Below are 19,270 nucleotides of genomic sequence, written 5' to 3'. Positions count from 1 at the left end.
TCTTGGCAGGGCTTTCAGCACTGCCGCGGCGGTGCGTGCCGGCGGGTGCCGGTGGGTGCCGGCGTGTGCCGGTCAGGCGTCCAGGGCGGTCATGACGTGCTTGATCCGGGTGTAGTCCTCCACGCCGTACATGGACAGATCCTTGCCGTAGCCGGAGCTCTTGAATCCGCCGTGCGGCATTTCGGCTGTCAGCAGGATGTGGGTGTTGATCCAGACGGCGCCGAAGTCCAGGTCGCGGGCCAGGCGCATGGCCCGGCCGTGGTTGGAGGTCCAGACGCTGGAAGCCAGCGCGTACTCGACGTCGTTGGCCAGTTCCACGGCCTCTTCCTCGGTGCTGAAGCTCTGCACCGTGATGACCGGGCCGAAGGTTTCCTTCTGCACAATGTCATCGTCCTGGCGTGCGCCGGTGATGACGGTGGGCTCGAAGAAGAAACCCTTGGCACCGGCCCGCTTGCCGCCGGTGGCAATGCTGCAGTGCTCCGGCAGGGAGTCGATGACTGCATTGACCGCGTTGAAGTGGTTGATGTTGTTCAACGGGCCGAAGTAGTTCTCCTCGGAATCCTCGTTCCCGGTCTGCAGGGTCTTGGTGTGTTCCACCAAGGCGGCCACAAACTCGTCCTGCGCGGATTCCTCCACCAGGACGCGGGTGATCGCGGTGCAGTCCTGGCCGGCGTTGAAGAAGGAGAATTCGGCGACGGCCTGGGCGGTCTTCTGCAGATCCGCGTCTGCGAAGACCACAGCCGGTGCTTTTCCGCCCAGTTCCAGGTGGGCGCGCTTGAGCGTCTTGGCTGCGCCGGAAGCCACGGCGATGCCGGCGCGGACGGACCCGGTAATGGAGACCAGGCCGGGCACGGGATGCTCCACCATGGCGGCGCCGGTTTCGCCCGTACCCAGGATGACGTTCAGGACACCGGCGGGGAAGATCTCGCCGGCGAGGCGGGCCAGGACCAGCGTGGATTCGGGGGTGGTGTCGGAGGGTTTGAGCACCACGGTGTTGCCGGCGGCGAGCGCGGGGCCGATCTTCCAGATGGCCATCAGCAGCGGATAGTTCCAGGGCGCAACCTGGGCGACGACGCCGATCGGCTCGCGGCGGACGAAGGAGGTGTGCCCTTCCAGGTACTCCCCTGCGGACTTGCCCTCCAGGAGGCGGGCCGCGCCGGCGAAGAACCGCAGCTGGTCCGCGCCCACGGCCACTTCCTCCGCGGCGATGACGGAAGGCACCTGTCCCGTGTTGCGGTGCTGGGCCGCCACGAGTTCATCCGAGTTGGCTTCCAGGGCGTCAGCCAGGCGCAGCAGCATCAGCTGGCGTTCGGACGGGGTGGTCCGCTTCCAGGTGGTGAAGGCCGCGGCGGCGGCGTCCATGGCGGCGTCGACGTCGGCCTGCACGGAAACGGGAGACGAAGCAACCACTTCGCCGTTGACCGGGTTGATGATTTCCAGCTGTTCGGTTCCCCGTGCCGGAACAAACTCTCCGTTGATAAAGTTCTGCAGCGTCTGGGCCATGGCTCGCACTGTCCTTTCAGAGGGCGGTTCCCCGGACTCCGTTGCCCGGGGCTTTTCTCCCAACCTATGCCGTGCAACGCAGGTCACATAGGGGCAATAGAACAAGACACCTCCGTGCCGCCTGTGCAGACGCCCAAATTGCTCCCCCTATAGTTACCTCATGCCGATTTTCCTCTCCGACCTCCTGGCCGCCCCCGGGCTGGACCTCATCCAGCACGGCACCGCCCCGGTTGCCGCCGCTCCCCTGCAGTGGGTGGCCGTCACCGAACTTGAAGATCCGTTTCCCTTCCTCGGCGGCGGCGAGGTGGTCCTGACCACCGGACTTCGGCAGCGCACCGGGGCCGTGCAGCGCAGTTTCGTGGAGAGCGTTCACCGGGCAGGGGCGCTGGCCATCGGCTTTGGCACCGGCCTGAGCCATGCGAAGGTGCCTGCGGCGCTGATCGACGCCGCCAACCGCCAGGGCCTGCCCGTGTTCGAAGTGCCGTATCAGACTCCCTTTGTTGCCTTGGGCAAAATGGTGGCTGATGCCCTGTCTGCGGACCACGTCACTCAGCTCCGGGAACTGCTGGCCGCCCACCAGTCCCTGGCCGGAGCGCTGCTCGGCGGAAAGGGCCTGCCGGGGCTGCTGCAGGAACTCGCCGGGCTGCTGGGTAACCATGTGTCCCTGCACCAGTACGGGGCCCGGGTGTTCGCGACCGGTTCCGAGGCTGACGACGCCGCGTCCAGGCACCGCATTCCCATCGCCACCGGACTGCGGGACCGCTGCGCTTTGGTGATCACCGAACCTTACCGGCGCCCGGATATCGTGGCCTACGCACAAAGCCTGATCAGTGTGGAGCTCAGCAACCAGGCCCGCCGCCGCGCCCGCGACCGGGCAGTGACCGGGCAGCTGCTCACCGACGTGGTGGCCGGGCGGCTGGCCGGAAACGACGCCGCACTCCGTCTCCAGGGTGCCGGGATCTCCATGGCCAGGCGGAATCTGACCTTCCTGGTGGAGGTGGCCTCCGGGCAGGTGCGGTCGCTGCCCGCGCTGCCGCTGCCCGCCGAGTTCGACGGCGCTGCCACCGCCGTCGTCGACGGGCGGCTTGCCGTGGTGGTTCCGGAGGGAGCCCGCACGGATCTGGCCGGCATCCTGCGCGATTACCTCTACGGCAGCGGGCTGACGGCGAAAATTGGCGTAGGCGGGTCGTATGCGGAGAGCGCCGGACTGCGCTGGAGCTATTTTGAGGCCAAGGAGTCCCTGCAGCGCGGACAAAGCATCAACGAACCCGAGCGGCTGAGCCTCACCTCGCTGCTGATGTCCGGCACCGATGTTCCGCTGGCAGATCTGGCCGCGGAGGCGCTGGACCCCTTGACGGATTTCGACGCCGGCCATGATGCGCAGCTGCTGGAAACGCTGGAACAGTATTTGGCCTTGAACGGATCGGTGGCTGCCGTGGCCGATGAGCTGGGGCTGCATCGGAACTCCGTGCGCTACCGGCTGGGGCAGATCACCGAGCTGACCGGCTACGATCCGGCAGTGACCGCGGACCGCGTGCATTTGTTCCTGGCGCTGAACGTCCGCAGGCTCGGCCTCGGTTCGGTGTGAGTGTAGAGATGACGCCGCACCGGCTCATCGAGCGTAGAGATGACGCCGCATTGAGGCGCTGAAAAGAGCATCGCCTCGACACCCGGCGGGCGCAGGGGCATTATCTCGACATTCGGCGCAGCGTGAGCCTGCCAAAACCCTCGTTGCCCGTTACCGCCCGGTAACCATATTCTGGAGGGATGACCAACAGCGTGCAGCCGGCCCGAACCATCCGCTGGCAGGGCGAGGACGACTCCGCACGCCGGGACACCGCAGCAGTCTCCTTCCGCTCCCGTGAACTCGCCGCCAGCGGCACTTCCACCACCGGCGAATATTCGGCGTCATGGTCGCTGTCCACATCTCCGGGCTGGGTGACCGCCCGCTTCTCCATCCGGGTGGAGGGGCAGGGCTGGTCCAGATCGCTGGAACTGATCCGCTCCGGTGACGGCAAGTGGTCCGCCGAGGCCCGGGAATCCGGCGATGCAGGGCTGCCCGCCCCGGGAATCGAGGATCCCGGCGCCCTGGACAACGCCCAGGACGTGGAACTGGCCCTGGGCGCCCTGACCAACACAATGCCTATTCTTCGCCTCGACCTGCTGACCGCCTCCGCCCCGGCAGATGACACGAAGCTCACCGCAGCGCGGGTGGAAATGCCCAGCCTGCGTGTCCTGCCCAGCGATCAGGTGTATTCGCAGGTTTCCGCTTATGACCCGGACCGGGGCTACGGCGTGGTGCTCTTCAGTTCCACCTCCCACGGCTTCACGGCGGAGCTGACCGTGGACGCCGACGGAGTTGTCCTTGACTACCCCGGGCTAGCCCGCCGCATGCACTGACCCGGTTGCCGGGTGCACCGGGCTGCCTCCGCCCGCGGCTAGGATTGAAGTACACCACCCGCAATTTTGGAGACCCCATTGAGCCAAATGTTCCTGGACAAATTCAAAGCCCTGGTCCCCAAGTATCTTGAGGATGACTGGCGCGAAGAAGAAGACGGCATCCCCGCCGACATCCTGAATGAGATGCTGGACGCCCATGACTTCCCCATCCCCCTGGTGCTGCGGGAGTTTTACCTTGCCCTGGGCAACAGCGAAGACCTCATGGAGGCTTACCACTTCTTCTGGGATCCGGACGAGCTGGAAATCGAAGACGGCTACCTGCTCTTCCTGGAAGACGAGGACGAGAAGTTCGCGTGGGGCTTCCGCGTGGACCAGCTGGATGTCCCGGATCCGATCGTCTGGCGCCGCAACAACGCCCGCGGCGACTGGCAGAGCGAAGAGGGCACCTTCAGCGAATACGTCTTTGACATGTTCGAGTGGGTCTTCGAGGAAGATCCGAACTAATCCCTGCCCCGGAAGGAACCTGAATGCAGCAGCCCGGCACCGTTGACAATGTGTGGCCCAGCCACGCGCCGGAAAACTACCAGTGTCCGTTCTGCGACATGGCATCCGGGGATTTCTCCTCCCCCGGGAACCTCTGCGAGCCCGGGGACCTGGTGTATTCCGATGACCTTGTCCTGGCGTTCATCGCTTCGCACGGCTTTGATCCGGAGCCGGGCCATGTCCTGGTGACCCCGCGGGAGCACTTTGAGCTGCTCTACGAACTGCCCGACGACGTCGCGGCCCGCATCATGCTCGTCACCCGGGACATGGCTGTGGCCATCAAGAAGGCCTGGCGGCCCGACGGCGTGACCACCCGGCAGCACAACGAGCCCGCGGGCAGCCAGCATGTGTGGCACTACCACCAGCATGTGCTGCCCCGCTGGACCGATGACGGACTGTACTTCACGCCGAAGCGGCCCATCGTGCCGCCAGCCGTCCGGGCTCGCAAGGCTGCCGAGCTCCGGGCCGTCCTGTAGGGAGCACCCCAAGCGGGCTCTACTCATCACCGCCCCGCAGCACGGCCTCTCCACGTTCCGGAGTCCCGTCTGACATTCCGCGGTTTATTGCCCTCCGGCAGATGAACCACATGGTCAGTCCCACCAGGAGCGCGGAACCTTCAGTCAGGGTCAGGGACCAGATGATCCCGCCCAGCCCGAACCAGAGATTTCCAAGCAGAACCACCGGGATGAACAGGACGCCGTGGGTTGCAGAGGTGACCGTGGCGGCGAGTGCCTGTCCCGTGGCCTGAAACACGGAGGTAAGCAGGCCGGTGAAGCCGTTTGCCAGCATGGCGACCAGCTGAGCGGTGAGGATAGTGACGCCGATGCTCAGCACGGAGGGGTCGGAGATGAAGGCCTCAACAATTTGGGTTCGGAAGGCAAAACCCCCCAGGAGGAACAGTCCGGCGATGCCTCCCACGGTCAGGGCGGCGGCACGAAGCGCCACGGCAAAGCGATGACGGTCGCCTTTCCCGTAGCTGTAGGCCAGCAGCGGCAGGATTCCGAGGGTAATGCCCATGACCAGGAACTCGGGGACCTGGGCGATCCGGACAGCAACTCCCATCGCTGCCAGCGGACCGTCCCCGTAGGCGGAGGCAAGGTTGTTCAGGACAAGCGAGGTGACGATGAGAAACCCCGACTGGACAAGGGTGCCAGCCCCCACACCGAGAACCGGTTTGGCCGGCGCGAGCGTGAACCATCGCGGCGACACAACTACGTGCTCGCTGTGCCGGTGCAGCCACAGTATGAAATACACGGCAACGCCAAGATTCGCCAGCCCCGTTCCCAGAGCGGCCCCCGCAACACCCCAGTGCAGGACGAGGACAAACAGGACGTCCAGGACAAGATTCGCAGCAGTGGATGCGACCAGCCCGATCATGACCTGCCGCGCCGCCCCCTCCGATCGCATAATCTGCTCCAGGCAAAACGCGGCAGCAAAAACCGGGAGGAAGGCGAGCATCACGCCTACATAGGCCCTGGTTGCTGGAACCGCCGCCCCCTCGGCGCCCAGAAGGCTGACTACCGGGTCCAGCGCCAGCAGCCCGGCGCCGCCCATCACCACCCCGGCACCAAATGCACCAAGAACAGCGAAGGACGCCACCCGTTTGATCTCGCCGGCCTTCGCCGGATCGTGTTCGGAGGCTCCCAGCAGCCGGGAAATCAATGAACCGCCTCCGGTGCCGAACAGGTCGCCGATTGCCATGATCAGTCCCAGCACGGGTGATCCCAGAGTGACTGCGGCCAGCAGCGCAGTGTTGTGGACTGCACCGATGACTCCGGCGTTGATGAGGTTGTAGACGGCACTGACAATCAGCGCTGCCGCCATCGGTACACACAGATGCACCAGCGCCCTGACGATTGGTGCACTGGAGAGATACCAGCGGTTGGAGCCGTGCTCCGTCGCTGCGGAGGCGTTGGCCTCCCGCAGGGGCGGAAGGTCCTCGGGGTGTGCAGTGCTCATGGCTGCTCCTTTCCGGGCAGGCGGATCCGCCCCGGGGATCGGCCCGAAGAGGAGTTTTTGGGCGCGCCGAAAGAGCAGCGGGGGCGCGCCGGGTAAAAAGGAAACGGGAAGACGTGCCATTCGCGGAGCAGATACGGTCCGCGAACGGGGCTAGGTACTGGGACTAGGTCCGGGAGGGCGGAGGTATTTCGGCGGTGACTTTTGTCAGCAGCCGATGAAGTGCAGCCTGTTCGGTTTCATTCAGGGGTGACAGGATAGCTGCGTCCGCTGCAGCCATGGCGTCGTCAAAACCAGCAATAAGCTCCGCGCCGGATGCCGTGGCAAAGGCACGTTTGATCCGTCCGTTGGCGCTGTCCGCCCGTCGCTCCAAGAGTCCGCGGCGCTCAAGGCCTTGCAGGAGGCTGGTGACGCTGGCAGGGGTGGTGCGGCTGATTTCGGCAATTTCACGCTGCACCACACCGGGGTTTTGTGCCACATAGCCCAGCACAAAGGCCTGCTCGTGGCTGAGTTCCCGTTCGCGGATCCATTCCTCGGCGGCCTTGCGCTGCGCCCAACCGACCCAGCGGATCAGTTCCAGGCTTGTCTCTGCAGGGCGCTGTGGAGTTTTCATGATTAGAACTCTAACCATTAGAAATCAAACTGTCAAAGGTTTGACCCTAGACGTCCCGCTCCACTACGGCCACGGCAAAGCTGGCCAGTGCCTGCTTGACCACGGTGTCCGGCAGCGGCTGAAGCGCGGCAACGGCTTCGTCGGACCACTGCCGGGCTACGGCCCAGGCCTCGGCCGTGGCCGGGTTCGCACGCAGCGCACGCACGGCGGCGTCCAGTGCGTCATCCGAGCTCAGGTCTCCGTCCACCAGTTCCAGGACGGCGGCCGCGTCGGCGTCACCGGCAGCGGCGTTGCGGCGCAGCAGCAGCACCGGCAACGTGGGGACGCCTTCACGCAGGTCGGTGCCCGGGGTCTTGCCTGATTTGGCCTCGAGGCCGGTGACGTCAATGACGTCGTCGGCCAGCTGGAACGCGGTGCCCACCTTCTCGCCGTACTCCACCATCACGTTGATGGCCTGGCGGTCCGCACCGGAGAAGAGCGAGCCGAACTCTCCGGCGGCCGCAATCAGCGACGCTGTTTTGCCGGAGATGACGGACAAATAATGTTCCAGCGGATCCTGGCCTTCACGCGGTCCCACCGTTTCATGCAGCTGGCCCATGCACAGCCGCTCAAAGGTGCGGGCCTGAATACCCAGGGCTTCGCCGCCGAGCTCGGACACCAGCGAGGAGGCACGGGCAAAAATCAGGTCTCCGGTCAGCACGGCCACCGAGTTTCCCCAGACCTCGTGAGCGGTGGGCGCACCGCGGCGCATCGGCGCGGAGTCCATGACGTCGTCGTGGTAGAGCGTGGCCAGATGCGTCAGTTCAACAACCACGGCGGCCTGGATGACGGCGTCGTTCACCGGCTCGGGACCCAGGTGGGAGGCCAGCAGCGCCAACAGCGGGCGGATCCGCTTGCCGCCGGCCTGGGCCAGGTGGCGCGAAGTCGCATCGGCGAAGGGATCGGCGTTGGTGATCGCTTCCAGCAGCCGGGTTTCCACCAGTTCCAGGGACGCGGCAATGGAAGGGCCCAGCTGGGGGTCTTCGGCAATAAGCGCAAATCCTGCCGGCAGGGCGGGCGAGGCGTCGTCAGCGGCAATATCCGGGCTGGTGTTCGAGGATTCAGTCACGGTGTGAACTAACTTTTCGTCGGAGCGGGTTGGACTGCGGGCGGGAGGGCCCGTCTTGGTTCGAGGCTGCCGGGACAAGTGCTTCCAGGACGGCAATAACTCTATCCTCCAAACCCTTGTCAGTGCGGTCCGTGAGGTTGGCCAGCATCCGCACCACAAACTTCATCAGCACGGGAAGAGGCATTCCGGTGCGCAGGGCAAGCTTCATGATGGCCGGTTTGCCGATCAATCCGGCGAAGATCCGGCCCAGGGTGAAGTGGCTTCCCCACTCTGCGCGGATGTGGTCCGCGTAGCCCGAGAGCCGGTGGTCGAAGGCTGCCGGGGCGGACAGGATTCCCGGAGTACGTGCCTCGGCTTCGGCGGCCACAATAAAGTCCGCCGCGAACCGTGCGGATTCCATCGCGTAGGAGATGCCCTCGCCGTTGAACGGGCTGACCATGCCGCCGGCATCGCCAAGCAGCAGCAGGCCCGGTGAGTAGTGCGGAGTGCGGTTGAAGCCCATCGGCAGCGCTGCGCCGCGGATCTCCCCCACCTGGTTTTCCGGCGTGAACCCCCACTCGGCAGGCATGCCGTCGGTCCAGTCACGCAGGACCTTGCGGTAGTCCAGCTTGCCGAATTCCTTGGAGGAGTTCAGGATGCCCAGACCCACATTGGATGTGCCGTCTCCCACGCCGAACACCCAGCCGTAGCCGGGCAGGGGGTTTCCGGCGGCGTCGGGCAGTTCCAGCCAGCCTTCCATCCAGTCATCGTTGGTGCGCGGGCTCTGGAAGTACGTGCGGACGGCAACGCCCAGCGGCCGGTCGTCTCGCTTTTCGATGCCGAGGCTGAGCGCTGTGCGGCTGGAGTTGCCGTCCGCCGCCAGCACCACGTCGGCAAAGAACTCCCGAGTTTCCCCGGTGCGCCGGCCGGCGTCGTCGAGCACGTTGGCCGTCACGCCGGTGACCCGGCCGTCGTCGCCGCGGAGAGCGGACGTCACCGAATGGCGTTCCAGGATGCGAGCACCGGCGTCCTGGGCGTGCCGGGCGAGGGCCTCGTCGAAGCCCAGCCGGGTGCGGATCAACCCGTAATCGGGGAAATTGGAAAGCACCGGCCAGGGCAGTTCAACGGTCCGGCCAGCGGCGATCAGGCGCAGGCCCTTGTTGCGGCGCCAGCCCTCGGACTCCTCATGAGGCAGGCCCAGGAGCTGGATTTCGCGGACGGCGCGGGGCGTCAGTCCGTCGCCGCACACCTTTTCCCGTGGAAAGGCAGTCTTTTCCAGAACCGTGACATCCACGCCGGCACGGGCAAGGTAATAAGCCACGGTGGACCCGGCCGGGCCGGCTCCAACAATGAGGACCTTCACTTAGACGGCTGTCCTACCCGGCTTCACGGCGCGGTGGATAGCCACAATGCCGCCGGTGAGGTTCCGGTACGCCACGTTGTCCCAGCCTGTTTCCGAGATCCAGGTGGCCAGTCCGTCCTGGTTGGGCCAGGCGCGGATGGACTCGGCGAGGTAAACATAGGCATCCGGGTTGGAGGCCACCTTGCGGGCAATGGCGGGCAGTGCCCGCATCAGGTATTCCGTGTAGACGGTGCGGAAGCCGGGCACGGTGGGGGAAGAGAATTCGGCGATCACGAGGCGTCCGCCGGGCTTGGTCACCCGGAGCATTTCGGCGAGCGCCTTCTTGGGCTCGTTCACGTTGCGCAGGCCGAAGGAGATGGTGGAAGCGTCGAAGGAGTTGTCCTCGAACGGCAGGTTGGTGGCGTCACCGGCAACAAAATCGATGTCCGGACGGCGGCGCTTGCCCACCTTCAGCATGCCCAGCGAGAAGTCGCAGGCAACCACATCAATGCCGGCATCCGCGTACGGTTCACTTGATGTGCCGGTCCCGGCGGCCAGGTCCAGCACCCGCTGTCCGGGCTGGGCACCTACGGCATCCACCACCAGGCGGCGCCAGCGGCGGGTCTGTCCCATGGACAGCACGTCATTAACGATGTCGTATTTCGGTGCCACGTCATCAAACATGGCAGCGACTTCATCCGGGCGTTTTTCCAACGATGCGCGCTTCACTCGATCATTGTCTCAAAGAATGTCCAAGGGACCGAACGCGTGCCGTGTCTTTCGCCTCACGGACGGGAGCCCCGTCCCCCGCAGCGGCGCCGAAAGCACGCCCGGGCATGCCGTCGCGAGGAGTAGGCTGGAGTCATTATGACCACCCTGCGTTCCCTGACCGTGCCCCTTGGTGAATTGTCCGCCACAATCGGGCTGCTGGAGTATCTGGTCCTCAACGACCAGCTTGCCTGGATACGCAGCGGTGAGGGGCTGGTGGGCTTCGGAGAAGCGGCCCGCTTCACCGCCACCGGGCCCGAGCGGTTTGCCGATGCCCAGCAGTGGTGGCTGAAGGTTGCTTCCGACGCCAAGATCGATGATCCGCTGTCCGTCCCCGGCAGCGGGCTGGCAGCATTTGGCTCGTTCGCTTTTTCCAAGCGTTCCCCCTTTGAATCCCGGCTGATCGTGCCGGAGATCGTGGTCGGTTCCCGGGACGGCGTCGCCTGGATTACCCAGACCACTGCGGACCCTGATGCCGAGCTGAGCCTGGCGTCCGCGCAGGCAGCCCTCGCCCTGCATCTGGACGCCCTCCCGCCTGCCCGTGAACCGGACACCGGTGACCGCCTGCTGCCCGGCGTCCTCAGCGAAGCCGAGTGGAAGAACGCCGTCACCCGCTCGGTGGCGCACATCAGCGCCGGGGACCTCAGCAAGATTGTGCTGGCCCGTGACATCGTGGCCTCCCTCACCTCTCCGGTGTCCGCAGCGCAGGTCCTGCGGGAACTGGCCCTGCGTTACAGCAGCTGCTGGACCTATTCCGTGGACGGATTGATTGGCTCCACGCCGGAGATGCTGATCAAAGTGGAGAACGGCGTTGCCCGCGCCCGGGTCCTGGCCGGAACATTGGACCGCGCCACGGCCCCCGCTGACGACCCCGGGTATCCGCAGCGGGTGCTGGTCGGCTCCGACAAGCAGCGCCACGAACATCAGATCGCGATTGATTCGCTCACCCGCCAGCTGCTGCCCTTCACCTCTTCCATGACCTCGCACAGCGAACCCTTTGTCCTGGAACTGCCCAATGTGTGGCATCTGGCCTCGGATGTTGCCGCCGAGTTGGCTCCCGGGCCCGACGGCGGGATCCCCACATCTCTCGCGCTGGTGGAAGCGCTGCACCCCACTGCGGCGGTGTGCGGTTTCCCCACGAGCGTGGCCGGCGAGCTGATCAGCGAACTTGAACACATGGACCGCGGACCGTACGCGGGACCCGTGGGATGGATGGACGCGGCGGGCAACGGAGAGTGGGGCATCGCGCTGCGCGGCGCCGTGATCGAAGATCCCCGCACCGTGCGCCTTTATGCAGGCTGCGGCATCGTCGCCGGCTCCAATCCGGCCGCGGAACTGGCCGAGACCTGGAGCAAGTTCCGGCCGATGCTGGAAGCCCTGGACCTGGACCGCGTCCGCCCTGCTCCTAGACTTTAAGAGGCACCCTTGACGGTGTGACGAAGGTTGTGTATATACATCGCCTCGGAGTGCGTATAATTGAGTGAGCGTGCATAACTATGCATCGCCCACCAAGGCAGCTGCGCCGGCTCACCGGAGCCGGCCCCGTCCTTCCGATCTGAGGTTCTAACTCCCATGCAGTTCAAAGCCCGCACCGCATTGTCGGCCGTTCTGGCCGTCGCCGCCCTGACCGCAACCGCCTGCAGCGGCGGCGGCGCAGCGGAAACAGAATCCGGGGCTCCCCTGGTCAACGAGGGCACACTGACGGTGTGCTCGAATGTCCCCTTCGAGCCCTTCGAATATGTTGGCGAAGACGGTGAATACACCGGTTTCGACATGGATCTCAGCCGCGAGATCGCAGCCGGCATGGGCCTGGAAATGGAAGTCCAGAACGCCAGCTTCGACGGCCTGCAGAGCGGGACCGTCCTGGCCGCCAACCAGTGTGACATCATTGCCGCCGCCGTCACCATCACCGAAGAGCGCGCGGCCAACCTGGCTTTCTCCGACCCCTACTACGACTCCCTGCAGTCGCTGCTCGTTCCCGCCGATTCGCCGGCCGCCTCGCTGGAAGACATGGCCGGCAAGAAGATCGGCATCCAGCAGGGCACCACCGGAGAGACCTACGCCCGGGACAACGCCCCGGACAGCGCCGAGGTCCTCGCGTTCCAGACCGACGGCGAGCTGTTCCAGGCACTGCAGGCCGGCACCATTGACGGCGTCCTCCAGGACCTGCCCGTCAACCTCGACCACACCGACGGCGGAAAGTTCAGCATCGCGGGAACCTACCCCACCGGAGAGTCCTACGGACTGGCCGCCAAAAAGGACGGCAGCGAGGAATTGATCAAGGAAATCAATGCCCAGCTGGCCGAGATGCGCAGCAACGGAAAGTACCAGGAAATCTACGACGAGTACTTCACCGAATAAATACCTGACTCGGCAGGACGGGGCCCGGCGCGCGGGAGTATTCATCTTAATGAAATATGACGTGCGTAGAATCTAGATTGCTTTCATCTGTTTATGAAGGGGCAATCGCCACTGGCTCCGTCCACGAAAAGGTTGTAGATCCATGCTGAACAAAGCACGCAGAACCGCGCTCACCGCTGTAGCACTGAGCGCCCTGGCACTGACCGCCTGCGGCGGTGACGATTCAACGGCCGAGGGCACGGGTGATGCCGGGCTTGGCCTGGTATCCGAAGGCACCCTGACGGTGTGCTCCGAGATTCCTTTTGAGCCTTTCGAGTATGAGGAAAACGGCGAATACACCGGCTTCGACATCGATTTGATGAAGGCGATCGGCGCCGGCATGGATCTGGACGTGGAAATCCAGCAGCAGGGGTTTGAAGCTATCCAGAGCGGTACCGCGGTGAACGCGGGAATGTGCGACATCAGCGCCAGCGCCATCACCATCACGGAGGAGCGTGCCCAGAACATCGAATTCACTGACTCCTACTTTGATTCGGTGCAGACTCTTCTGGTTCCGGCAGGCTCCGACATCAAGGGAATTGATGACCTGGCCGGCAAGACGGTAGGCGTACAGCAGTCCACCACCGGCGCGGATTATGCCAAGGAAAACACCAAGGACGCCGAGATCATCGAATACCCCGGCGACGGCGAGATGTTCCAGGCCATCAAGGCCGGCAGCATTGACGTGATCCTGCAGGACATTGCCGTCAATGCGAACCACACCAAGGACGGTGCCTTCGATATTGTCGAGGAGTACCCGACCGACGAGTCTTACGGCTTTGCCGCCAAGAAGGGCAACACCGAACTGGTCGAACAAATCAACACCCAGCTGACCGAGTTGCGAGACAACGGGAAGTACACCGAAATCTACGACTCGTATTTCGCTGACTAAGCACTGACAAAGCACTGAACGTTCCGCTGTCCCGGATCAGAACCGATCCGGGACGGCGCCACATACATCTTCCCCGGAAGGCTCCATCTTGAAACCGTCCACCCGCAGACTCCTCTTCCGGGGAGTCCTGTATGCCGTCTTCATCCTGGTCATCGCTGCCATAGTCTTCCTCGCGGACTGGAAAGCCATCGGGGTGAACTTCTTTGATCCCGAGGTGGCCAAGAAGGCCTTCCCGACGATCATCACCGTGGCTGCCAAGAACACGATCATCTACACCGCCATAGCCTTTGCCGGCGGATTGGCGCTGGGCCTCATCCTGGCCCTGATGAAGCTCTCTCCCGTGGCGCCCTACCGCTGGGCCGCCACTGCCTACATTGAAATCTTCCGCGGACTTCCGGCCCTGCTGGTGATCTTTGCCTTTGCCTTCGCGGTGCCGATTGCCTTCTCCTGGCGTCCGCCGGGCGGCAACGCCGGTGCCGGCCTGATTGCCCTGATCGTGGTCTCGGCAGCCTACATCGCCGAAACCATCCGCGCCGGCATCCAGGCTGTTCCCGCAGGCCAGATCGAAGCCGCCCGTTCCCTGGGCATGGGCCCGGCCTGGACGATGGTCTCGGTGACCCTGCCGCAGGCCTTCCGCATCATCACTCCGCCGCTGACCAACGAACTGGTCATCCTGATCAAGGACACTTCACTGCTGTTCATCGCCGGCATGGCGCTGGGCGACCGGGAACTCACCACCTTTGCCCGCGATGCAGTCTCGCAGAACGCCAACGCCACCCCGCTGGTGCTGGCCGCCCTGATGTACCTGATCATTACGCTGCCGCTGACACAGCTCGTGGCACGGCTTGAACGACACAACCAGAGAGGCCGGTGAAGGTCATGAGCACTGAAGCAACCAGCTCCCCCGCCGCCGCCAGCAACGCAGTGCCCGCCATCCAGGTGCGCGACCTGCACAAGAGCTTCGGTTCCAACGAGGTGCTCAAGGGCATCGACTTCCATGTGGACCAGGGCGAAGTGGTCTGCGTGATCGGCCCGTCCGGTTCCGGCAAGTCCACTTTGCTGCGCTGCGTCAACCGCCTCGAGGAGCCCACCAGCGGCACCATCCTGGTGGAAGGCGTGGACATCACCGACCCCGAGACGGACCTGGACAAGGTCCGCACCCGGATCGGCATTGTGTTCCAGCAGTTCAACCTCTTCCCGCACCTGAACGTGCTGAAGAACCTCACCCTGGCCCAGCGCCGGGCCAAGAAGCGCGGCAAGGTTGAGGCCGAGGAAGTCGCCCGCAGGAACCTGGCCAAGGTTGGCCTGGCGGACCGCGGCGATGCCTTCCCCGCCCAGCTCTCGGGCGGACAGCAGCAGCGCGTAGCCATCGCCCGGGCGCTGTCCATGGATCCGGACATGATGCTTTTTGATGAGCCGACGTCCGCCCTGGACCCCGAGTTGGTGGGCGACGTCCTCGCCGTCATGCGCCAGCTGGCCGAAGAAGGAATGACGATGATGGTGGTGACGCACGAGATCGGCTTTGCCCGCGAGGTGGGCGACCGCGTGGTCTTCATGGACGGCGGTGTTGTCGTGGAGCAGGGGACCCCCGGCGAAGTGCTGGACAACCCGCAGCACCCGCGCACCCGCGAGTTCCTTTCCAAAGTGCTCTAGCGGTTTCATCCGTAACAACAGCAGCGCTCCCGCACTGGAAAGTGCGGGAGCGCTGCTGTTTGTCTTTAGCGGCCGGCCGGGTCAGGCCAGTACGGCGTTCACCGCGTCTTTGACCCGTGCATGCAGGTTCCGCAGCGAGCTGCGCCGCACCGGAACCTCAATGATGGAGCGGCCGGACACCGGGGCGTCCAGGGCGGCGTCGAGCTCATCGATGCTGTGCACCAGCCGGTGGGGAACGCCGTAGCCGGCGGCCAATGCGGCCAGGTTGGCGGTGTGCGGGGTGCCGAAGAAGCGCTCGACGGCGGCTCCGTATTCCTTGCGCTCCCCCAGTTCCCCGTGTTCCAGCAGGGAGAAAATACCGCCGCCGGTGTCGTTGAGCACCACAATCTGCAGATCCGGTTCCGGTTCTCCGGTCCCCAGGAGCAGGGCGCCGGCGTCATGCAGGAAGGTCAGGTCCCCGATCAGCAGCCGGGTGGGAATGCCGTTGGCCAGGGCAATGCCGGCGGCGGTGGAGATGGTGCCGTCAATCCCGGCCAGCCCGCGGTTGGCATAGACGTCCAGCGGATGCCAGTCCGGGGCGGCCACCAGGTCCATGTCCCGGATGGTGTTGGATGAGCCGAGCACCAGGTTCCCGTCCGCATGGTCCCAGACCAGATCCGCCACGTGCAGTCCGGTGAGTTCGGGTTCCGCCTCGAGCAGGTCCGACACCGCGGCCATGGCGGCCGCTGATGCGTCCTGCCAGCGCCGCAGCCAGCCCGGTGCTCCGGCGCCGGCGAAATCGAAGAGCCCGCCCAGATCCGTGATGACGGTTTCAGGCCGGCGGCCCGGCGTGAACCAGTTGACCGGGCGCGGCACATACAGGGCTTTTTCGACGTCGCGGCGGGCCAGCAGCCCGGCCACCGGCCGGGAGAGGGTGGGCCGGCCGAAGACAACCACCCGTTCAATGTCCGGACCGAGTTCTTCCAGCAGCAGCCGGTACGCGCCGATCGCATTGGGCCCGAAACGGGCATTGGAAGAGGGCTCCGCCAGCAGCGGCAGGCCTGCCCGCTGGGCAAACAGTGCCGCAATCTCTCCGGCACCGTCGCCGGCCACCACCACGGTTCGGTGCACACCGGAGCGGTTCAGCGCTGATGCTTCCCGGCCGGTGGCGGCGGGTTCGGAGGGCGGGGCAACGGCGGTACCGCCGTCGTCGTCCACCGCGGGCAGCTCCCCTTCGTCGCCGGCCTGCGGAATCAGCGGGTCGCGGAACTGCAGGTTGATGTGGATCGGTCCGGCGGGCGTTTCCGCACCCACCCGGCCAAAGGCAGCGGCAATGGCGCCGGCAGGATCCTCCCCGGCCCTAACGTCAGCGGCCGCAGCGGGGAACTGCGCGAAAATACCGGGCTGGACGGTGGTCTGGTTGGCGCCCGTGCCGTGCAGTTCAGCGGGCCGGTCCGCAGAAAGCACCACCAGGGGAACACCGGAGTGGTGAGCCTCCATCACGGCCGGAACCAGTTCTCCCACCGCCGTTCCGGAGGTGGTGACAACGGCGGCGGGACGGTGCCCGCCCCGGGCCAGGCCGAGGGCGGTGAACCCGGCGACCCTTTCATCGATCCGCACATGGACCCGGACCCGGCCCTGCACTTCGGCCTCCGCCAGTGCGTAGGCCAGCGGCGCGCTGCGTGAGCCGGGGGCGACGACGACGTCGGTCACCCCCGCGGCTGCCAGCGCGGAAACCGCGGAGCGGGCCGCCTGCAGCGAGCTGAGGCTGGTTGCCGCATTCGGTTCAGTGCTGCGGGCGGATGGGGTCAGGCTGGGGGACTTCGAGGATCCGGTCACTGTTCCATCCTAGGGTTTGGGACCCGGGCACACACGAACGGAGGCTTGCCCGGTGCCTGTTTGCGGCGCCCTTTACCCCGCGGTTAGCGCCGTTGCCTGCCGGGCTTTCCCTTTCAAGCCAGCCCGGCCCCGGATGCGTTGGCTTATTCCCCCGGGGAAGGACCTCCGCCCGACGGGACGTGACTACCCGCTGCACGCCTTCCTCAGTAGGCCCGAACCCGCTGCTCGACAACCAGGTGGATGAGCGCAAAGATCTTCTCCTCGTCGATGGCTCGAAGCGCAGCCTCCACGGCGGCGGGAACATCGGCGTCGTGCTCCACCTTGATGCCAAAACCGCCAAAGGCCTGGGCCATGAGCGCGAACTCAGGGTTTTTCAGCTGGGTACCCGAAACCCGGTTCGGGTAGTGGCGTTCCTGGTGGGTGCGGATGGTGCCGTACTCCTGGTTGTCCATCACGATCACCAGCGGGGTTGCCCCGTATTGGGCGGCGGTGGCCAGCTCCTGGCCGTTCATCAGGAACTCACCGTCTCCGGCGATGGTCACGACGCGCCGGCCGGGGTAGGTCAGCGACGCGGCGACCGCCGACGGAACGGAATAACCCATGGACCCGTTGCGGGCGCTGACCATGGAGGCATAAGTCTTGGTGGGGAAATAGCGGTGGGCCCAGTTGGTGTGCTCACCGGCGCCCAGGGTGATCATGGCATCATCCGGCAGCATCGGCACCAGATGGGCCATCAGGGTGTCCATCCGCGCCTGGCCGTTTCCGGGAGCAGCCGGCGGCAGGGCGGAGAACGCCTCCTGTTCGCGGCGCATCCGCGAGGTCCATGCCTTCCACTCATCCTTGACCGGCAGATCCATCAGCACCAGGTCACGGACAAAGACGTCCGGTTTGGCGACGATCTGGTAGGAAACAGGTCCGGACCGGCCCCGCATTGAGGGGTCAATCGTGACGAGGAAATTCTTGTTGGTCCAGTCCTGGCGTACCAGGAATCCGTCAGTGATCACATCGCCGGGCACGGTGCCTACAAAAACCAGCAGATCGGTCTCTTCCAACAGGTCATAGGTCGGCTTCGGCCGGCCGTACCCGATCGGCCCCACGTAGGAGGGTGAGTCGAACGGCACCGTGCCTTCGCACCGCCACTCGGCGGCGGCCGGGAGGTGATGGTCCTCCAGCCACCGGGTAAGGGCGTCTGCTCCTTCCTGCGTCCAGTCATTGCCGCCGGTGACAAACAGCGGTTTGTCTGCTTCCTTCAGGGCGGCTTTGAGGGCTTTCCAGTCCGTCACGGTCATGCCGCCCGGGGCAACGGGAATCGGCGGATGCAGCACCGCGCTGATTTCCTGCCGGATGATGTCTTCAGGAAGTCCGACGACGACGGGGCCAGGACGGCCGCTCATGGCGGCGAAGATCGCTTCGGCCACAATTTCGGACGCCCGCTCGGCGTGGTCCAGCACCATAACGCGCTTGGCTCCGGTGTCGAACCAGGCCTTGATATCGAATTCCTGAAACGCTTCGCGGTCCCGGTGCTCAAACGGGATCAGTCCCACAAAGAGCACCATGGGAGTGGAATCCTGCCAGGCCGTGTGCAGGCCAACGTGCGCGTTCGCGGCGCCCGGCCCGCGGGTGACCATGGCGATGCCCGGCAGCTGCTGCATCTTGCCGGCGGCCTCGGCCATGTAGGCGGCCCCGCCCTCGTGCCGGCACACGACGGTTTCAATCGACGAATGATGCAGTCCGTCCAACACATCGAGGAAGCTCTCGCCCGGCACCACATAGGCCCGCTCCACCCCATGCGCTGATAGTGAATCAACAATGACGTGGCCTGCCGACTTTGTTGCCGGGGCATCGGCCGGTCCCGGATGGGAGAGAGCCGGCACGCGGGAAATGGAGGATGCCTGAGGCAGCACTGACGTCATTGTCATCTAGTCGCTTTCGTTGCTCGGATACATCGGTCTAAGCCGCAGTGTCATCCACGGCTGGTGTTGTCCCTTGTCCCGGCGCATGCGGCGGGGCCAGGGTCGGATCAGAGTAACTGCCGCGCCGGCCACCCGGGGGAAGTGTGCCGATGGCCGGGACCAGGCCAATCCAGGCCACACCAGGCCGCCCCTCTGCCCCAACGATCCCCCGCCGCACGGCCGCTTAACGGGCAGAAGCGGGAACCTTGCGGTTCCCGCTTCTGCTTCCCGCCGGCTCTGCCGCTAGTTGTAACTCTTACGGTGGTTGTGAACGGCGTGGCAAAAGTTAAATAGGCGAGGGTCTCCGGTTCGATATGGGTTACCACACTCATCCGACCTACGG

At 65.2% G+C, this 19,270-nt stretch carries 17 protein-coding genes; 9 read left to right on the top strand and 8 right to left on the bottom strand.

Annotated features, from left to right (window positions below; translation table 11 throughout):
* Positions 1-72 precede the first annotated feature (72 nt).
* Positions 73-1,503 carry a gamma-aminobutyraldehyde dehydrogenase gene (locus tag ACIQXM_RS09965; RefSeq protein WP_400930989.1) on the bottom strand — a complete coding sequence of 477 codons (1,431 nt, stop codon included), beginning with the start codon at positions 1,501-1,503 and terminating at the stop codon, positions 73-75.
* Between the two features lie 160 nt (positions 1,504-1,663).
* Between ACIQXM_RS09965 and ACIQXM_RS09960 the strand changes: the two genes are divergently transcribed.
* The 4 genes from ACIQXM_RS09960 to ACIQXM_RS09945 all read left to right on the top strand — a co-directional run bounded on the left by ACIQXM_RS09960 (position 1,664) and on the right by ACIQXM_RS09945 (position 4,922).
* Positions 1,664-3,091 carry a PucR family transcriptional regulator gene (locus ACIQXM_RS09960; protein WP_400930987.1) on the top strand — a complete coding sequence of 476 codons (1,428 nt, stop codon included), beginning with the start codon at positions 1,664-1,666 and terminating at the stop codon, positions 3,089-3,091.
* 179 nt (positions 3,092-3,270) lie between these two features.
* Positions 3,271-3,903, top strand: a complete 633-nt coding sequence (locus ACIQXM_RS09955) for a putative glycolipid-binding domain-containing protein (RefSeq protein WP_400930985.1) — start codon at positions 3,271-3,273, stop codon at positions 3,901-3,903.
* 78 nt (positions 3,904-3,981) lie between these two features.
* Complete coding sequence (locus ACIQXM_RS09950) at positions 3,982-4,407, top strand: hypothetical protein (protein ID WP_354178213.1); 426 nt, start codon at positions 3,982-3,984, stop codon at positions 4,405-4,407.
* A gap of 23 nt (positions 4,408-4,430) precedes the next feature.
* Positions 4,431-4,922, top strand: a complete 492-nt coding sequence (locus tag ACIQXM_RS09945; RefSeq protein WP_400930982.1) for an HIT family protein — start codon at positions 4,431-4,433, stop codon at positions 4,920-4,922.
* Positions 4,923-4,941: 19 nt separating this feature from the next.
* Here ACIQXM_RS09945 and ACIQXM_RS09940 read toward each other — a convergent pair whose 3' ends face one another.
* The 5 genes from ACIQXM_RS09940 to ACIQXM_RS09920 all read right to left on the bottom strand — a co-directional run bounded on the left by ACIQXM_RS09940 (position 4,942) and on the right by ACIQXM_RS09920 (position 10,173).
* Positions 4,942-6,405, bottom strand: coding sequence for an MATE family efflux transporter (locus ACIQXM_RS09940; protein ID WP_400930980.1), 1,464 nt, complete (start codon positions 6,403-6,405; stop codon positions 4,942-4,944).
* 163 nt (positions 6,406-6,568) lie between these two features.
* Positions 6,569-7,015 (bottom strand): MarR family winged helix-turn-helix transcriptional regulator, encoded by a 447-nt coding sequence (locus ACIQXM_RS09935; RefSeq protein ID WP_400930978.1) that lies wholly within the window; start codon positions 7,013-7,015, stop codon positions 6,569-6,571.
* Positions 7,016-7,061: 46 nt separating this feature from the next.
* Complete coding sequence (locus ACIQXM_RS09930; protein WP_400930976.1) at positions 7,062-8,123, bottom strand: polyprenyl synthetase family protein; 1,062 nt, start codon at positions 8,121-8,123, stop codon at positions 7,062-7,064.
* Positions 8,116-9,465, bottom strand: a complete 1,350-nt coding sequence (locus tag ACIQXM_RS09925; RefSeq protein WP_400930974.1) for a geranylgeranyl reductase family protein — start codon at positions 9,463-9,465, stop codon at positions 8,116-8,118. Before ACIQXM_RS09925 ends, ACIQXM_RS09930 begins: the two co-directional genes overlap by 8 nt.
* Positions 9,466-10,173, bottom strand: a complete 708-nt coding sequence (locus tag ACIQXM_RS09920; RefSeq protein ID WP_400930972.1) for a demethylmenaquinone methyltransferase — start codon at positions 10,171-10,173, stop codon at positions 9,466-9,468.
* Positions 10,174-10,311: 138 nt separating this feature from the next.
* Between ACIQXM_RS09920 and ACIQXM_RS09915 the strand changes: the two genes are divergently transcribed.
* The 5 genes from ACIQXM_RS09915 (at position 10,312) to ACIQXM_RS09895 (ending at position 15,157) form a co-directional block, all read left to right on the top strand.
* Positions 10,312-11,628 carry an isochorismate synthase MenF gene (locus tag ACIQXM_RS09915; protein WP_400930970.1) on the top strand — a complete coding sequence of 439 codons (1,317 nt, stop codon included), beginning with the start codon at positions 10,312-10,314 and terminating at the stop codon, positions 11,626-11,628.
* Positions 11,629-11,784: 156 nt separating this feature from the next.
* On the top strand, positions 11,785-12,573 hold the full coding sequence (locus tag ACIQXM_RS09910; RefSeq protein WP_400930968.1) for a basic amino acid ABC transporter substrate-binding protein: 789 nt from the start codon (positions 11,785-11,787) through the stop codon (positions 12,571-12,573).
* Positions 12,574-12,715: 142 nt separating this feature from the next.
* The gene (locus ACIQXM_RS09905; protein ID WP_400930966.1) at positions 12,716-13,504 is read left to right on the top strand and encodes a transporter substrate-binding domain-containing protein; all 789 of its coding nucleotides are present in this window, start codon (positions 12,716-12,718) and stop codon (positions 13,502-13,504) included.
* Positions 13,505-13,592: 88 nt separating this feature from the next.
* Positions 13,593-14,378 carry an amino acid ABC transporter permease gene (locus ACIQXM_RS09900; protein WP_400930964.1) on the top strand — a complete coding sequence of 262 codons (786 nt, stop codon included), beginning with the start codon at positions 13,593-13,595 and terminating at the stop codon, positions 14,376-14,378.
* A 5-nt stretch (positions 14,379-14,383) separates the two neighbouring features.
* A complete protein-coding gene (locus ACIQXM_RS09895; RefSeq protein ID WP_400930962.1) occupies positions 14,384-15,157 on the top strand; it encodes an amino acid ABC transporter ATP-binding protein in 774 nt (257 codons plus the stop codon).
* 81 nt (positions 15,158-15,238) lie between these two features.
* On the opposite strand, the gene menD is transcribed toward ACIQXM_RS09895, so the two are convergent.
* Positions 15,239-16,975 (bottom strand): 2-succinyl-5-enolpyruvyl-6-hydroxy-3-cyclohexene-1-carboxylic-acid synthase, encoded by a 1,737-nt coding sequence (menD, locus tag ACIQXM_RS09890; RefSeq protein WP_400930960.1) that lies wholly within the window; start codon positions 16,973-16,975, stop codon positions 15,239-15,241.
* A 203-nt stretch (positions 16,976-17,178) separates the two neighbouring features.
* Positions 17,179-18,894 carry a thiamine pyrophosphate-dependent enzyme gene (locus ACIQXM_RS09885; RefSeq protein ID WP_400930958.1) on the bottom strand — a complete coding sequence of 572 codons (1,716 nt, stop codon included), beginning with the start codon at positions 18,892-18,894 and terminating at the stop codon, positions 17,179-17,181.
* Positions 18,895-19,270: the final 376 nt, after the last annotated feature.

Origin of the sequence: Arthrobacter sp. NPDC097144, assembly GCF_044762205.1 — a bacterium.
Classification (GTDB): Bacteria; Actinomycetota; Actinomycetes; order Actinomycetales; family Micrococcaceae; genus Arthrobacter_B.
This window is presented reverse-complemented; position numbering and strand designations above follow the sequence as displayed.

What these genes read in the sequence shown, in the direction of transcription:
- ACIQXM_RS09965 (WP_400930989.1), bottom strand. Translation starts at nt 1,503, where the DNA reads ATGGCCCAGACGCTGCAGAACTTTATCAACGGAGAGTTTGTTCCGGCA.
- ACIQXM_RS09960 (WP_400930987.1), top strand. Translation starts at nt 1,664, where the DNA reads ATGCCGATTTTCCTCTCCGACCTCCTGGCCGCCCCCGGGCTGGACCTC.
- ACIQXM_RS09955 (WP_400930985.1), top strand. Translation starts at nt 3,271, where the DNA reads ATGACCAACAGCGTGCAGCCGGCCCGAACCATCCGCTGGCAGGGCGAG.
- ACIQXM_RS09945 (WP_400930982.1), top strand. Translation starts at nt 4,431, where the DNA reads ATGCAGCAGCCCGGCACCGTTGACAATGTGTGGCCCAGCCACGCGCCG.
- ACIQXM_RS09940 (WP_400930980.1), bottom strand. Translation starts at nt 6,405, where the DNA reads ATGAGCACTGCACACCCCGAGGACCTTCCGCCCCTGCGGGAGGCCAAC.
- ACIQXM_RS09935 (WP_400930978.1), bottom strand. Translation starts at nt 7,015, where the DNA reads ATGAAAACTCCACAGCGCCCTGCAGAGACAAGCCTGGAACTGATCCGC.
- ACIQXM_RS09915 (WP_400930970.1), top strand. Translation starts at nt 10,312, where the DNA reads ATGACCACCCTGCGTTCCCTGACCGTGCCCCTTGGTGAATTGTCCGCC.
- ACIQXM_RS09910 (WP_400930968.1), top strand. Translation starts at nt 11,785, where the DNA reads ATGCAGTTCAAAGCCCGCACCGCATTGTCGGCCGTTCTGGCCGTCGCC.
- ACIQXM_RS09905 (WP_400930966.1), top strand. Translation starts at nt 12,716, where the DNA reads ATGCTGAACAAAGCACGCAGAACCGCGCTCACCGCTGTAGCACTGAGC.
- ACIQXM_RS09895 (WP_400930962.1), top strand. Translation starts at nt 14,384, where the DNA reads ATGAGCACTGAAGCAACCAGCTCCCCCGCCGCCGCCAGCAACGCAGTG.
- ACIQXM_RS09885 (WP_400930958.1), bottom strand. Translation starts at nt 18,894, where the DNA reads ATGACAATGACGTCAGTGCTGCCTCAGGCATCCTCCATTTCCCGCGTG.